General features: G+C 33.0%; 12 protein-coding genes and 2 pseudogenes. 13 read left to right on the forward strand and 1 reads right to left on the reverse strand.

From position 1 onward, the window contains the following. The first annotated feature begins 249 nt into the window (after positions 1-249). From OCV48_RS09240 to OCV48_RS09300, 13 genes and pseudogenes are all read left to right on the forward strand, one after another. Positions 250-1,740, forward strand: a complete 1,491-nt coding sequence (locus tag OCV48_RS09240; RefSeq protein ID WP_147591761.1) for an RNA-binding domain-containing protein — start codon at positions 250-252, stop codon at positions 1,738-1,740. A 297-nt stretch (positions 1,741-2,037) separates the two neighbouring features. Further along, positions 2,038-2,418 (forward strand): hypothetical protein, encoded by a 381-nt coding sequence (locus OCV48_RS09245; RefSeq protein WP_147591763.1) that lies wholly within the window; start codon positions 2,038-2,040, stop codon positions 2,416-2,418. Further along, positions 2,411-3,808, forward strand: a complete 1,398-nt coding sequence (locus OCV48_RS09250; RefSeq protein ID WP_147591764.1) for a Wadjet anti-phage system protein JetA family protein — start codon at positions 2,411-2,413, stop codon at positions 3,806-3,808. Before OCV48_RS09245 ends, OCV48_RS09250 begins: the two co-directional genes overlap by 8 nt. 10 nt (positions 3,809-3,818) lie before the next feature. Continuing rightward, complete coding sequence (locus tag OCV48_RS09255) at positions 3,819-4,478, forward strand: DUF4194 domain-containing protein (protein WP_147591766.1); 660 nt, start codon at positions 3,819-3,821, stop codon at positions 4,476-4,478. Further along, positions 4,465-7,719: an ATP-binding protein gene (locus tag OCV48_RS09260; RefSeq protein WP_147591768.1), complete on the forward strand. Its 3,255-nt coding sequence runs from the start codon at positions 4,465-4,467 to the stop codon at positions 7,717-7,719. The genes OCV48_RS09255 and OCV48_RS09260 overlap by 14 nt, the downstream gene beginning before the upstream one ends. Before the next feature lies 1 nt (position 7,720). Then, on the forward strand, positions 7,721-8,965 hold the full coding sequence (locus OCV48_RS09265) for a Wadjet anti-phage system protein JetD domain-containing protein (protein WP_147591769.1): 1,245 nt from the start codon (positions 7,721-7,723) through the stop codon (positions 8,963-8,965). Then, entirely contained in the window at positions 8,962-9,378 is a 417-nt protein-coding gene (locus OCV48_RS09270) for a metallophosphoesterase (RefSeq protein WP_262559542.1), read from the forward strand. Before OCV48_RS09265 ends, OCV48_RS09270 begins: the two co-directional genes overlap by 4 nt. A 57-nt stretch (positions 9,379-9,435) precedes the next feature. Then, positions 9,436-10,818: an ADP-ribosylglycohydrolase family protein gene (locus tag OCV48_RS09275; RefSeq protein ID WP_262559544.1), complete on the forward strand. Its 1,383-nt coding sequence runs from the start codon at positions 9,436-9,438 to the stop codon at positions 10,816-10,818. Between the two features lie 259 nt (positions 10,819-11,077). After that, positions 11,078-11,245 (forward strand): hypothetical protein, encoded by a 168-nt coding sequence (locus OCV48_RS09280; protein WP_262559546.1) that lies wholly within the window; start codon positions 11,078-11,080, stop codon positions 11,243-11,245. A gap of 49 nt (positions 11,246-11,294) precedes the next feature. Beyond that, positions 11,295-11,531: pseudogene (locus OCV48_RS09285) on the forward strand (LysR family transcriptional regulator); the annotation flags it as partial. Positions 11,532-12,063: 532 nt separating this feature from the next. Then, positions 12,064-12,594: an O-acetyl-ADP-ribose deacetylase gene (locus OCV48_RS09290; protein ID WP_147591829.1), complete on the forward strand. Its 531-nt coding sequence runs from the start codon at positions 12,064-12,066 to the stop codon at positions 12,592-12,594. Between the two features lie 186 nt (positions 12,595-12,780). Continuing rightward, positions 12,781-13,659, forward strand: coding sequence for a LysR family transcriptional regulator (locus OCV48_RS09295; RefSeq protein WP_147591771.1), 879 nt, complete (start codon positions 12,781-12,783; stop codon positions 13,657-13,659). A 125-nt stretch (positions 13,660-13,784) separates the two neighbouring features. Next, a pseudogene (locus tag OCV48_RS09300) lies at positions 13,785-14,036 on the forward strand (flavodoxin); the annotation flags it as partial. Positions 14,037-14,364: 328 nt separating this feature from the next. On the opposite strand, the gene OCV48_RS09305 reads toward OCV48_RS09300, so the two are convergent. Then, positions 14,365-14,601, reverse strand: coding sequence for a helix-turn-helix domain-containing protein (locus OCV48_RS09305; RefSeq protein ID WP_005341369.1), 237 nt, complete (start codon positions 14,599-14,601; stop codon positions 14,365-14,367). Positions 14,602-14,628: the final 27 nt, after the last annotated feature.

A 14,628-nucleotide genomic window follows, 5' to 3' on the forward strand; every position in this document is an offset into this window, starting at 1 on the left:
CAAATGACCAAATTTAAAATATTGTTGACTAAATTGATATAGTTTCAATATATAATCTTGATAAGAATTATAAAAAGGGCTATAGTACATATTATAATGGTAAACTATTGATAAAAAATGTACTTGTAAGTATACTATGTTTACAAGAAATTTTGAGAAAAATGTTTTAGGAGATTGTTTGAGTGACGTAATAGCAAGTACATTGAGTGAAATATTGAATAAATCATAAGTAGGAGGTTTTCCTTATAGATGAAACAGGAAATATTAAATAAATTAAATCTTGGCGAAAATCATGAGCGAGAATGTAAGTTGGCAACTGGTGGAATTCCTGAGAGCATATGGGAGACATATTCTTCTTTTGCTAATACCAATGGAGGAATAATTCTGCTGGGAATTAGGGAATATAGGGATTCTTTTTCGATTGAGGGATTGACAGACAAGCAGATTATTAAATATCAGAAGGATTTCTGGAGTACATTAAACGATAAAAATAAAGTATCTAAAAATATTCTATTGAATCATCATGTACAGGTTATTGAGATAGAGGGTAAAAAAATACTTAGAATAGATATTCCGGCAGCAGACAGGCATGATAAACCGGTTTATATTGGAACTAATCCAATGAAAGGTACTTATAAGAGAGATTATGAAGGCGACTTTCTATGTACAGAAGAGGCAGTCCGGGCAATGTTTGCAGATCAAAGAGATGTATCTGGAGATGTGGAGGTGTTGGAAGAATATGGGTTGGATGTGCTTAATCATGATACGGTAAAAGGTTACAGAATTGTTTTTGAACAACTTCACAGTGGACATCCGTGGAATGCACTTGAAAATGATGAGTTCCTTATGAAACTAAGAGCGGTGGCAAAGAATAAGAATGGTACATTATCTCCAACGATAGCCGGACTATTATTTTTTGGAGAAGCTTATCATATTACTGAGGTTTTTCAAAATTATTTTCTGGATTATCGTGAGGAATGTGATGATAAATCAGTACGCTGGTTGTTTAGAATACATTCTAACGAAGGCGACTGGAGTGGTAATATATATGATTTCTTCACCAAAGTGCGTACAAGAATGGATGATGAAGTAGCAGTTCCATTTGCGAATAGAAGGGATGGATATCGCATAGACAGAGTTGATGTTCATGATGCCTTGGAAGAGGCACTAGCGAATGCGTTGGCACATGCAAATTATTATGGCAGACGAGGAATCCTTGTTATTAAAAATGGCAAGGAACTTAGTATTTCAAATCCTGGTACTATTAGAGTGACAAAAGAGGAATTTTATGCAGGTGGCAATAGTGACCCACGAAATCCTAATATTTTAAAGATGTTTGGTTTTGTAAATGTTGGTGAGCGTGCAGGAAGTGGTGTTGATAAGATTATGACAGCATGGGCAGAACAAAACTGGAAGAAACCAGAATTTGATTTCTCAGAGCGTAGTGACAGAGTAACATTAAAGCTCGAAGTTGGACAAGTGATATACATTCCAGGTGCTACTGATATAAGAAACACAAAGGAGGATGACGAATACAAGGTAGTAAAAGAAATGTCAAAAGAAAATAAGATACTTGTTTATATCGAACGGAATGGAAGTATTTCAACACAGAAGGTAATGGAAATCTGTAATTATAATTCCAGAACTGGAGCAAGAAACATTTTATATAAGATGATAAAGGATGGCTTAATAGAAAAAGTTGGTGAAAATAAAAAAACGCTTTATAGAATAAAAGAATAAGTAACTGGTCACTTTTTGTGGAAGACTGACCTGTAAGTGGTCGCTTTTATATTATAATGACCGGTAAATGACCTGTAAGTGGTCGCTTTTATATTATAATGACCAGTAAGTGGTCAATTTTATATTTGACTGATCAATTCTGATTTACGACATAAAGAATGTTTGTAGCGTAAATATAATTTCAAGTTACTTGAATCTATGGAACAGTCTATGCTAAATAGGTATACGTTGATAATATGTTGTGAAAGACTGAAAATATAATGTACCATCAAAAGAAAGGAATAGTAGGAGTAATTTATGCGTGGACCAACAGAATATCAAATGTATCTGTCTCGTTTGGAAAAATATTACCAAGATAATAAAATAGCTATGCCGAAATGGATAGATATAGCAAGTGATTATTATGGAAAGTTATATTATTTAAAACATTCGCTATCAATGATGTGTTCGAATTCTGCAATTCCGAGAAAAACAATGGAATATTTGGCGAATATAGATAGAGAATATGATTCTTTAGAGTATCTGCCGGAAGAATTGTATGAATGTGTCATGAATTCTAAAATTATATTAAAGAATATGTATAATGAATTAATGTCTGATAAGAATACTTATTTTATTAATGAATGGACGTTAACCAAATGTGGAAGAAAAAAGATGAGAGAAATTGCATATGAATAATGTTTTTGATATGGTTCCAGGTGGATTTTTTAATCCATTATCCAGTGGAAGTAATAATGTTGCAAATGCAGCCTGTCTAATAGAAATATATGATCAATATGACAAGGAAGTTTCCTATCGTATAAGCAGGAAAGTACTTAGAGACAATTTAGCAATATATATATTGGAAAATCATTTGAAATCCGATGATGAAACAGAAAATGATGATTCTAAACCTATAGATATTGCTAACAATTTTATTCGAAAATTTATTAGTCCTGATGTTGGATGGCTTATTGAGGAAACAGATGATTCTACGTATGAGAAATACATTGTAATGACGGAAGCAGGGATTGCACTTGCCGAGTTTCTTAAAAATATTGAGAAACCGGAGAAAGTGGAATACTCTACATATATATACAGTATTTTTAATACATTACAGAGAAAAGAACAATGGATAGATGATCCATATGTCAATGCAATAAAACCGGTTTTTCAAAATGCAAAAGCATTATCAAAATCACTTAAAAGATTATCGACGTTTATCCGCAAGAAAATTGAAGAAATGCTAAAGGAAGTGTCATTAGAGACTCTTACAGAAAATTTGCTAGCATATTGTAATGGCGATTTTATAAAAGAATATGCAAGACTTACTAAACAGCAAAATATTCATATATATAGAAATCAAATTAAACATATGCTTGACCAAATGACAAGTAATCAGGAAGAATTTGAAACGATTGTGCTTGGCTGTGCAATTGAAGAATCATTAGAGGAATCCGAGGCGGAGAATTATGTGTATGAAATGCTTGCTGCGACTAGAAGATTTCTATCAGAAGATTACGACAGGATTATGGCTGATATAAAGCACAAGATAAATATGCATATGCACATTGCGGTGGGACGTATAAGATTTATAAGAAACAATGGAAAAGATAGCCGTGGTAGTGTAGAGCAATTTATAAAGATACTTAGAGATGCTATGTCAGAAATTGAAATGAAAGATGAGCTTTCAGAAGAAATGAGAAATTTATTCAGATTAGATCGAAATGAGTATATAGATTTAGCATCTGTACGCTATCCGAGAAAAAATAAATCAATTAGAAAAGTAACAACAAGTGAAGTGGAAATTTTATCAGAGGAAGACATTCTTGCAGCAAAGATGCAGCAGAAGCAAGAAGCATATAATCCATATTCTAAAGATAAAATGAAACAATATATGCAGGAATTAATTGCACATAAACAAGAGTTACATGCAGATGAAATACCTATGGGTAACAAAGATGAATTATTAGCGGCAATTTCGGCAGTAACATATGGAGAAGAGAATGGATATGATATATCTGTTGAAGATGGATATATAGAGAGTAATGGACTATTAATTAGACGATTCAATGTAAAGAAAAAATAGGAGAATAACAATGGTATTTGATTCATGGGATATGTTTTCATCATCGGAAAAGGAACTTTTTCAGAGGAGTTGCAGAAGACTTTTAAAAACAACTTTTATTGTGAGAGAGCGTGATGAAGATAGTAAAAAAATATATTTTTTTATTTCAAAAAATGAAGATGCATTTAGTGATTATCTTTCGTTAATGGGATTTGATATTGTGGTAGACAAAGATAATGGTGTGGTAATGTTGGTTAATGATGGTAATACTAGTGAAAGTGGAAAAATACAGGCGAACAGATTCCCACTTAAGAAAAACGAAAGTATAGTATTATGTTGTCTTTGGATTCTATATTTAGACCATGTAAGATTAGGAAGTCTTAAGAAACAGATTATTATATCTGTATTTGATTTGCGTAACGAACTTGAAAAATTCGGATTAAAGGAAGAGTTTGATGGAAAAACTACAATGGTAGATATTTTAAAATTATTCTCAAAATTTAGCATTTTGGATATATCAGGAAAGATTGGAGAACCGGATTGTAAGATTATAATATATCCATCAATACAATTTGCACTGGATATTGAGAGATTTAAAGAATTTGTAGCTGGGGCCGTTGAAAAGATGAAGAATAAAGGCGATGATGATATTGACGAAGATGAGGAGGTAGAGGAATTTGAAAGCGAATAGAAAGACAGCGACTGGGTTACTTCTTGTACATTGGTCGAGATTTTCACACATTAATATAAAACTTGAGGGTTCATCACTTATTACGGGAGTTAATGGAACCGGAAAATCTACAATTCTTGATGCAATCACTTATCTTCTTACCGGAAATACCCAATTTAATATAGCAGCTAAAGATAGAGACAGGAACATAGCAGCTTATGTAAGAGGTGATACAAAAAGTGATGGTAAAGCAAGATATTTGAGAGATGGGGATGTAGTAAGTTATATTGCTATGGAATTTTTCTCACCTGAAGAGAATGATTATTTTGTTACATTAGTCTGCATTGAAATGGTAAGTGAACAATTACGTCCGGCTAGCTGGCATATTGCAAGGAATGCCAGATTAGCAGATATAAATTTTTATAAAGTTGATGGAAATAAGTTAAGTGTAACACCAAAGAATCTCTTGCAGGTAAAAGGAAAAAGAATCAGTTCTAAAGATTTTTTGGGAAGAGATAAGGGAACAGAGCAGGTAATAAGAGCACTTGGACTTAGATGTTCAGTGAGTAAATATCGTTCAAAACTTGTTAAGATGATGGCATTTGATCCACAGAAAAATATAGATAAATTTATTCAGGAATGTGTATTAGAACCAGGTGAGATGACATCTTTAGCATCATTACGTGAGCAGCGTGCAAATTATGATGCAATACAGGAAGCATATAACTCTATGTGTTTAAGTAAGAATAAATTAGAAGAAATAGAGAAACAAACCCGTATATATGAACAGAAATGTGATGACTATAATAAAAGAAAATTAATATTCTTATATCAGGAATGGAAGAGGTCTGAAGAAGATATAGGAAGAATTATTGATAAATCTGATATTGAGAATGCTGCATTAAAAACACTTGAACAACAATCAGAAATAATAAAAGATGAGTTAAGTGCGGCAAGAGAAAGACTTGATAAGGCGGAGCATAGTGATACATTTCAGGGAATTGATGAGATTATTAAGGATAGAGAACGACAGTTGGATAATATAAATAATAAAATTAAAGTTGTTGAGAAGAATTATGAACAGCTTATTAAATTATCTGAAAAAATTTCTGCTGCCTTGTCAGTATTGAATAAATATGATGTTGATAAAGAGAAATTTAATGTCCTGATTAATCTTGTAGATGAAGAAATTGCATCCAATAACAAGAGAGAATCATTTATTCAATTTGCCAAGGTTGTGAGTGAAACAATAGAGAATATCAGAAATGATGAGTTTAGGCTCAAAGAACAAAGAAATTTATTAAACGAAGAGCTTTCGGAACTCGAAAAACAGAAGAGACAATTAGAAAGCAATCAATTTGTATATGAAAAAGTATTTTTAGATGCCAGGGAACTTATTCAGAGAGAATTCAAAAAGCAGGGAATATCAACTGATGTACGTTTCTTTGTTGAATTGATTAGTGATATCAAGGAATCAAAATGGAGAAAAGCAATTGAAACTTTTCTGGGAAATAAGAGATTTAATATTATTGTTGATGGTAAGTATTGCGGAAAGGCATTAGAAATAGTAAATGCAAATCCTGCACTTAAGAGCAAAGTGGTTATTACAGATAAATTACCGGATAGTGAAATAAAGAAAGATTCAGCAGCATCTTTGTTAGAAATAAGTAATGTATATGCACGTAGATATGCTAATTATCTTCTGAATGGAATCCATCTGTGTGACTCAATTGAAGAGTTGCATGATTATCCTTTGGGTGGAATAATGACAAATGGAATGCTTAGTAAAAGCTATGCTGTTAGTAAGATGGATATGAGTAGAACCAAACTTTTTATAGGACAGGATGCTATTAAGCAACAATTAGAAGAGACAAAGAAAGAGATTGAGAATAAGAGAAAAAATGTTGAATTATTATCAGAAAATATTCAGGAAAAGAATCAACAGAAGGATAAACTTAGCTTTGAATGGAAAGTAGATAATTATAATTTTGATGCTCCAGATGAATTAAACAAAATGAAAGAGGAGCAGATAAATATAACTGCAGAAATTGAAAAATACAAGAAAGACCCATCATTTATGGCCGTTTTAGAGGAAAGGGAAAAGGCCAGGAAAGAAGTGGAAAGGATTGAAAAAGATAAAGAAAAATTACAGAAAGAAATTGGTGGCTCAGAAGAAAAAATAAGAAATTACGAAAGTAATATTGAAGAGAGAAAAATTAGTTCTAAAAATATGCATCAGATTTTCGAAGAAGAAGCAAAACAATTAGAAACTTATAGGATATCAGCAATTGAAGAGTATGAAGAACTAAGACAAAAACAACATAGTGTAACTGTAATTACCAAGAAAACGGTGGATAGTTGGGAAAAACAAAAGAATGATGCAGCAGAAGAACTAGAAAAGCTGCATTTTGATTATTGCAGAATTAGTGGCAGTGATAGTTTATTCAAAGGAGTGTCTTACATCAATTATTACCGAGATGAATATAGAAAACTTGCAAATGTTAAAATTGAAGAGGCTCAGATTAAACTGGAAGAACAAAGTAAAAGGCTTCAAAGTGCATTTGTGGGTGACTTCGTAGCAGAGTTAGACGAGGCAATCAGAGAAGCAAAAAGCGAAATTGACCAGATTAACATCGAACTTAGAAAACTTCCGTTTGGTGCAGATACTTATAAGTTTATGATGGAAGAACGTCCTGAAAGAAAATTGTTTTTTGATATCTGTAAACGATTACATAATTATCTTGATAATGCAGAATTTTATCTTAATTCAATTAAAGATGATGAGGCTGCTGAAAGAGAATTAAAGGATTTTCTTGATATAGTTCTTGCAGAAGAAGATGAAAGTGAATATACAGATTATCGAAAGTATTTTACATATGACATGAAGATTACAAGTAAACAAGGTGACGAAATTGTAACAGCCAATTATTCAAATAAGCAGGGCTCAGCAAGTAATGGAGAAAAACAAACACCATACTTTATTATTCTTGCTGCCAGTCTTATGCAATGTTATGACAGAAAAAGGTGTTGTGCAAGACTTGCATTTATCGATGAGGCATTCTCAGCATTGTCAAAAGAAAGAATTGAGCAGATGGTAAAGTATCTTGAAAAAAATGATTTTCAGGTACTATATGCTGCACCACCTGAAAAGATTAACAGTATAGGCAGATATATTCAATCTACAATCGGTTTAATTCCGAAAGGAAGATACACCTATGCGATTGAGGGCCTGGTAGAAGCATCTGAGATAGAAGGTGAATAAAATGACACTTTCAGATTATCAAAATAAAATATTAGAGAAATTACTTGATAAATATGAACGAAGTAAACAGAATTATGATTCTACAGAAAAACTACGTGCTATAATGATTAAACCAACGGATATCTATAAAGATTATGATTCAGATTATTCAGATATTGATGAGCAAAGTGAATTCGAAACAGATATATCAGAACTTGTAAACGAAGAATATATAACAATCAGAAGAAAAGAAAAAATAATTTCAAGGATTGTTCTAAATGTTGATTCACTAGATAAAATATATACTCTAATGAAAAGAGAGCCAAGAAAGTTAGCAATTCAGAATGAGATAAATCTATATAAAGAATGGATTGGAAAGAATGAGTTGATTAGTTGTTATTGCACACATCAGATAGAATTGCTTAAAAACAGTAAAACGGCAAAATATAAAATAAAAGTCGCAGAGAATCTACTAAGACTATTAGAATTTGTACTTTCTAACAGACAAATGATTTTAGAAAGAGAACTTTCAATTGCTGTATTTGGAGATACAAAAATATTTGAGAAAGAATATAGAAATAAATTATTATACGTTTTAAAAACATATGGTAATTATAATGACTTAATTTCAGAAATTGAGGAAGAAAAGGGTAATGAAAAAGAAGAAAGGGAAGAAATAGAGCATAGTATTCTGGAAGAATTAAATATATATTCAAATCCAAAGTATGTATATTTTAAAGGCTGTGCAGAGATTACATTTGAGGATGGCAATAGTTATAAATTGTCATCAGATATTCCGATTGCATTACCGATGGATAAATTGAATACGATTAAATCTTTTATGATAAGTGATTCAGCAATAATGACTGTAGAAAACCTGGCAAGTTATAATCGAATATATGAAAAAGATTATTTTGTTATATATTTAGCAGGATATCATAACATAGCCAAACAGTCTCTGATAAAACTTATTGCATCTCAAAATGATGTAAAAGAGTGGTATCATTTTGGTGATATCGATCCGGATGGATTTCTCATATTAGAGAATTTGAAAAAGAAAACGGGTATAAATTTTAAACCTGTATATATGAGTATTAATGAGTTGAAAAAATATGAAAAGTATACAAAAAAACTTGAGGATAATGATACGACTAAAGCACAGGGACTTATCAATAAAGGATTATATGTAGATATAATGGAATATATGTTGAAAAATAATGTGAAACTAGAACAGGAAATTGTAAGTTGGATGAATGGGGTTGGATGACAAAATGTATAGAGTGGCGATGGTGTGATGATTATGAAAATGTAATGGAACAAGCGGATAAATTACATAAAGAAATATATGAAGGAGATTGTAGTATGAATACATATGTGATGTCTGATATCCATGGATGTTATGATGAATTTCAGCAGATGCTTGAAAAGATTCATTTTAGCGACAGAGATTTGCTGATTTGTGCTGGAGATTATATTGACCGGGGTGCAAAGAATTATGAAATGATGAGTTGGATCAGCAATGCACCTAAGAACGTGATTTTTGTAAGAGGAAATCACGATGAAGAGTTCCTGACAAACATTCACATAATGAAATATGTATGTGATGAGGCAGAACTGGATGAGAATAGTATTGAAGATTCCATAACTCTGTATAAAGCAGTTCAAAAATTCGCCGAGTAGAATAATAATATATTTTTTGATTATTATGGAACAATCGGGAAGCTTATTAATGAGGAATTGGTTTCATTTGCATTACTTTGTGACTGGGCGAAAATAGTTGAAAGAATGCCGTACTTCTATAAAATAGATATAAATAAGAGAACTTGTATCGTTGTTCATGCAGGATATATTGAAAGCCTTGACCATGTTGATACAGAGGAATCTTACGAAAGTATCGAGGATTTTTATTTACATGCCAGAGATGATGCATATATGTGTGGTGGAATTGAGCATGGAATGATTATTGCCGGACATACACCAACAATAAAGTACGAGGAATTTCCTTATAACAATGGCAGTGTTTATCGAATGTATGATGAAAGCCTGGATTGCATTTTCTATGATATAGATTGCGGATGTGTGATGGGAAGTGTACAGGAAAATGCAAAGTTGGCATGTATTAGACTGGAAGATGAGAAAATCTATTATGTAGGGACATCTGACTATGTCAAAAGTAAAAAACTATATCTTGACGGGATGATGGGGCTGGTAACAGGCGATGCTCTTGGAGTTCCGGTGGAGTTTACAAGCAGGGAGAAAATGCAGGAACACCCTGTCGTAGATATGACAGGCTATGGAACGTATCCGGTTCCGCCAGGCTCATGGTCTGATGACAGCAGTATGGCATTGGCATCCCTATCTGCATTGCATAGCGATGGGATTAATTTGAAAAAGATTATGGATAACTTTGTGGATTGGGAAGAAAATGGCAAATTCACACCGGCAGGAGAGATGTTTGATGAAGGGGTTACGTGTAGTTTCGCAATTTATAATTATAAGCAATTTGAAAATGTGGCTACATGTGGTCAGGATAGAGAAAACAGCAATGGAAATGGTTCTCTGATGAGGATACTTCCGGTGTGTATTTATCTGAAGTATTTGCAGGATGAATGTGGATTAAAGGACGAAACATGTTTAGAAATTGTACATAAGATGTCGGCATTAACACATGCACATTTAAGAAGCAAAATGTCATGTGGCATCTATTTTTACTGTGTAAGGGAACTTGCAAAGAGAAATAAGCCATTAGAGGAATTATTACAAAATGCAGTGGATTTATCTTTTTCATTTTATGAGCAGAATAATGACAGCAAGAAAGAGTTAGAGCATTTTAGCAGAATAAGAAATATGGAAGAATTAAGTAAAATTCCGATAGAACAGATAAACAGCGGAGGCTATGTGATAGAGTCCATCGAAGCAGTACTATGGTGTCTGCTCAATACATCAGATTTCAAAGATTGCGTGTTGAAAGCAGTAAACTTGGGGGATGATACCGATACGACAGCGGCAATTGCAGGAGGATTGGCTGGAATATATTACGGATATAAGAATATACCGGAACACTGGTTAGAAACAATTATTCGCAGGGAGTGGATAGAAGATTTATGTAGAATGATTTAAACTTTTTTACAAAATCATGTTGAGAAACACCTAGCAGATAGAAGGTTTATGTAGAATGATTTAAACTATATGAGAAGCACGGGAAATATGGCATAGATAAAGGAGTAAGGCAAGGGTGTTATCAATGTTCTGGCATATCGGTTCAGTAAAAGCAACAAGATTTTCAAAAACTGATTGTAAGTTTACTAAAAAATCCTATTTAGAGCGTGTGATTTTTGAAACACCTAATATTTATTAATGATTGAAGGAGGTGCCCCCAGTGGCAGATATAAGAAAAACACATGATTTCGACGTTAAGCGGCTTGATAAGTTCCGTGGCCGGAACATCAATTACATAGAACTGGTAGATTATTTTATTGCTGACGATTGCGCAACCCTTGGTTTTAATATGGACAAATGTTATATTAAAGATATAGATGATATTTAGGATGCAATATGATAGAATAGTTACAACAAAAAAGCAGGAATATGAAAATATGGAATTAAGACTATTACGCTATTTTCTGACAGTAGCAAAAGAACAGAGCTTTACAAAAGCAGCAGAACAATTGTATATTACACAACCAACGCTTTCAAGACAAATGGCGGCATTTGAAGAGAAGCTTGGAGTAACATTATTTATTCGAAGTGGGAAGAAGGTTTCGCTTACTGATGAGGGGATTCTATTAAAAAGAATTGAAAGAGATAACATTGACAAATATAAGAAAAGCCTTTAACCTAAAAAGAGAAGTGATTATGGATATTGTGAAATCTAAGCCGATATTTGTTATGAATATTAAGAGAAACAAATTAATGTAAGGAGCAAAGAAATTGATACAGAATAAAACGAATAAACCTATTTATTTAACAATGCAGAATATTAATGAGATATCGGAATATGATATTATAGCTTGGACTTTTGCTCAGCTTGGAGCAATGGGGTGTCCGGGTGAGATTACGATTATAACAATTCATGGGAATGCTATGTGGCTATATAGATTCAGTTATATACATAATGAAAACCTAGAGGTAGAAGTAAGGAGAAGATTTCCGAATACAATAACAAAAGAACCTAAAGAGATGAAACACATAGGTATGGGTATGGGAAATGGTTTATATCTAAAAAAAATGCTTGTTTCAGAATTTGAAAGAAGGCTAAAAGAATCTGGAAAGCACATATATTCAAGTCATGTTAGGTTAATCTATGAAACTGTTTCAAATATGAATTATAAAAGTCAAAGCAAAAGCAATGTCAAGGCGAAGAAAATGTACTTAATCAAGACGCTAAAAGGCGATATTACGAAAATAACAGATGCACAGGCAATCGTGAATGCAGCAAACAACTCTCTTCTTGGTGGAGGCGGTGTAGATGGTGCGATTCACAGAGCAGCAGGACCGGAACTTTTGGCAGAGTGTAGGACACTTCATGGATGTGAAACAGGAGGAGTAAAAATTACAAAGGCATATAATCTGCCATGTAAGTATGTGATTCATACTGTGGGACCGATATGGAAAGGTGGCAAGAATAAAGAAGAGGAACTTCTTGCTAACTGTTATTTTAACTCATTGAAGCTGGCAATGGATAATGGAATCAGGTCTATTGCATTTCCTTCTATATCAACGGGAGCATATAGTTTTCCAGTTGAACAGGCAGCAAAAATTGCAGTACATACAGTAAACAGATTCTTACAGGATAATCAGGATTGCTTTGAACTGGTGGAGTGGGTACTATTTGATACTCATACTGAATCGGTGTATGAAGCCGAGGTTAATAAGATATATGAGGAGAATGAGTAGTATTTAAAAAATATTATGATTGAAATAGCTCTGATAACAAAGAGGAATGAATGATAGATATAGAAAAAATAGCAATGACATTTGGAATAAGTTTCAAGACTGTAAAATGTTATATTAAAGATATAGATGATATTTAGGATGCAATATGATAGAATAGTTACAACAAAAAAGCAGGAATATGAAAATATGGAATTAAGACTATTACGCTATTTTCTGACAGTAGCAAAAGAACAGAGCTTTACAAAAGCAGCAGAACAATTGTATATTACACAACCAACGCTTTCAAGACAAATGGCGGCATTTGAAGAGAAGCTTGGAGTAACATTATTTATTCGAAGTGGGAAGAAGGTTTCACTTACTGATGAGGGGATTCTATTAAAAAGGCGAGCTCTGGAGATTCTTAATCTTGAGGAAAGGACGATTGAGGAACTGAAAGGAAAAGAAGAGGTTGTAGAGGGTACGATAACCATTGGATGCGGTGAATTTGCGGCAGTGGAGATATTGGCGAAGATATGTAAAACATATAAAGAAAAGTATCCGCTGGTACAGATTGTATTGCATACCGCAACAACAGATGCAGTGTATGAGATGATTAACAAAGGACTTGTAGACATTGCATTATTCCTGGAGCCGGTGGACACCGAAGGGCTGGATTATATCCGGATTACGGATTGTGATCACTGGTGTGTTGGAATGAGACCGGATGATCCACTGGCCGAAAAGGAGTTTATAAAAAAAGAAGATCTCATTGGAAAACCATTGATTCTACCAGAAAGAGTGAATGTTCAAAGTGAACTTGCCAATTGGTTTGGAAAAGACTTTTCGAAACTGAAGATTGCTTTTACAAGTAATCTTGGAACGAATGCAGGAGTCATGGCGGCAAATGGACTGGGATATCCGGTATCCATCGAAGGTGCTGCAAAATATTGGCGAGAGGAGATTCTTGTACAGAGAAGAATCTTTCCTGAAATCACGACAAGTACTGTGATTGCATGGAGGCGAAATATTCCATATTCTCTGGCAGTCAGTAAAATGATAGAAGAAATAAATGCTTTTCAGGCATAGAATGGAATTCAATATAAGCATTAGACATAATAAAATTATCAGGTATAAAATAGATGTATAAGAGAAAATCAAATCTTATACATCTATTTTTATGCGAGAAATTTGCGAAGAAAGGAGCTTTTATTATGAGTAAAAAATTAGTGGCATTTTTCAGTGCAAGCGGAACAACAAAAAAGGTAGCAGAGATGATTGCAGAGGAAGCAAAAGCAGATTTATTTGAGATTGAGCCGAAAGTTCCATATACAAAGGCTGATCTTGACTGGATGAATAAAAAATCCAGAAGCAGTGTGGAAATGAGTGATAAGAAATACAGACCGGAGATTATGAATAAAGAGATGGATATGAGTTCTTATGACGAGATCCTTCTAGGATTTCCTAAAATGGAGTACAGTTTATAGTAGTGTATAGCGTGTACCAAGTTATAATTATGGGGTTGAAAATAACAGTATACACAGATAATGTGGAAAAATGTGTATGACGTTTATATAGAAAATAACATTGAAAAAGAAATTCAAGAATGGGTAAATTCATTAAATTTAAAATAGAATAATAATTACATGAGTGACAGAAGATAAGAATCTGAATTCCCTGTCACTTTTATATTATTTGATAAGAAAAAAGAACTGGTTTATATCCGATAAGAATATAGACTGGTTCTTATTTTTAATATGCTATTATATACACAGGGAGTCGGGGAATGTCGAACTATAGCAAGCCGGAAAAGAAAGCATTGATATCGGTATGAAAGAGTTTTGCAAGTGCAACTAATTCAGATGCCTTAATGTTCATGCGATTTGTTTCCAGTTTGGCATAGGTACTTTTGGTGATGGAGATACCCATAAGATTTAATTTTGCAACTACTTGGTCTTGAGTCATATTGTTTTTATATCGAATTGCTTGGATATTTTTACCAATATCCATATCTGGTCTAATCTTTTGCATAATGATGAACTCCCCTTATAAAATAAA

This window comes from Bovifimicola ammoniilytica (genome assembly GCF_025567085.1).
GTDB classification, from domain to species: domain Bacteria; phylum Bacillota; class Clostridia; order Lachnospirales; family Lachnospiraceae; genus Bovifimicola; species Bovifimicola ammoniilytica.

Bases quoted from the DNA above. Each gene is read 5' to 3' on its own strand.
- OCV48_RS09240 (WP_147591761.1), top strand. From the start codon at position 250: ATGAAACAGGAAATATTAAATAAATTAAATCTTGGCGAAAATCATGAG.
- OCV48_RS09245 (WP_147591763.1), top strand. From the start codon at position 2,038: ATGCGTGGACCAACAGAATATCAAATGTATCTGTCTCGTTTGGAAAAA.
- OCV48_RS09250 (WP_147591764.1), top strand. From the start codon at position 2,411: ATGAATAATGTTTTTGATATGGTTCCAGGTGGATTTTTTAATCCATTA.
- OCV48_RS09255 (WP_147591766.1), top strand. From the start codon at position 3,819: ATGGTATTTGATTCATGGGATATGTTTTCATCATCGGAAAAGGAACTT.
- OCV48_RS09265 (WP_147591769.1), top strand. From the start codon at position 7,721: ATGACACTTTCAGATTATCAAAATAAAATATTAGAGAAATTACTTGAT.
- OCV48_RS09270 (WP_262559542.1), top strand. From the start codon at position 8,962: ATGACAAAATGTATAGAGTGGCGATGGTGTGATGATTATGAAAATGTA.
- OCV48_RS09290 (WP_147591829.1), top strand. From the start codon at position 12,064: ATGTACTTAATCAAGACGCTAAAAGGCGATATTACGAAAATAACAGAT.
- OCV48_RS09295 (WP_147591771.1), top strand. From the start codon at position 12,781: ATGGAATTAAGACTATTACGCTATTTTCTGACAGTAGCAAAAGAACAG.
- OCV48_RS09305 (WP_005341369.1), bottom strand. From the start codon at position 14,601: ATGCAAAAGATTAGACCAGATATGGATATTGGTAAAAATATCCAAGCA.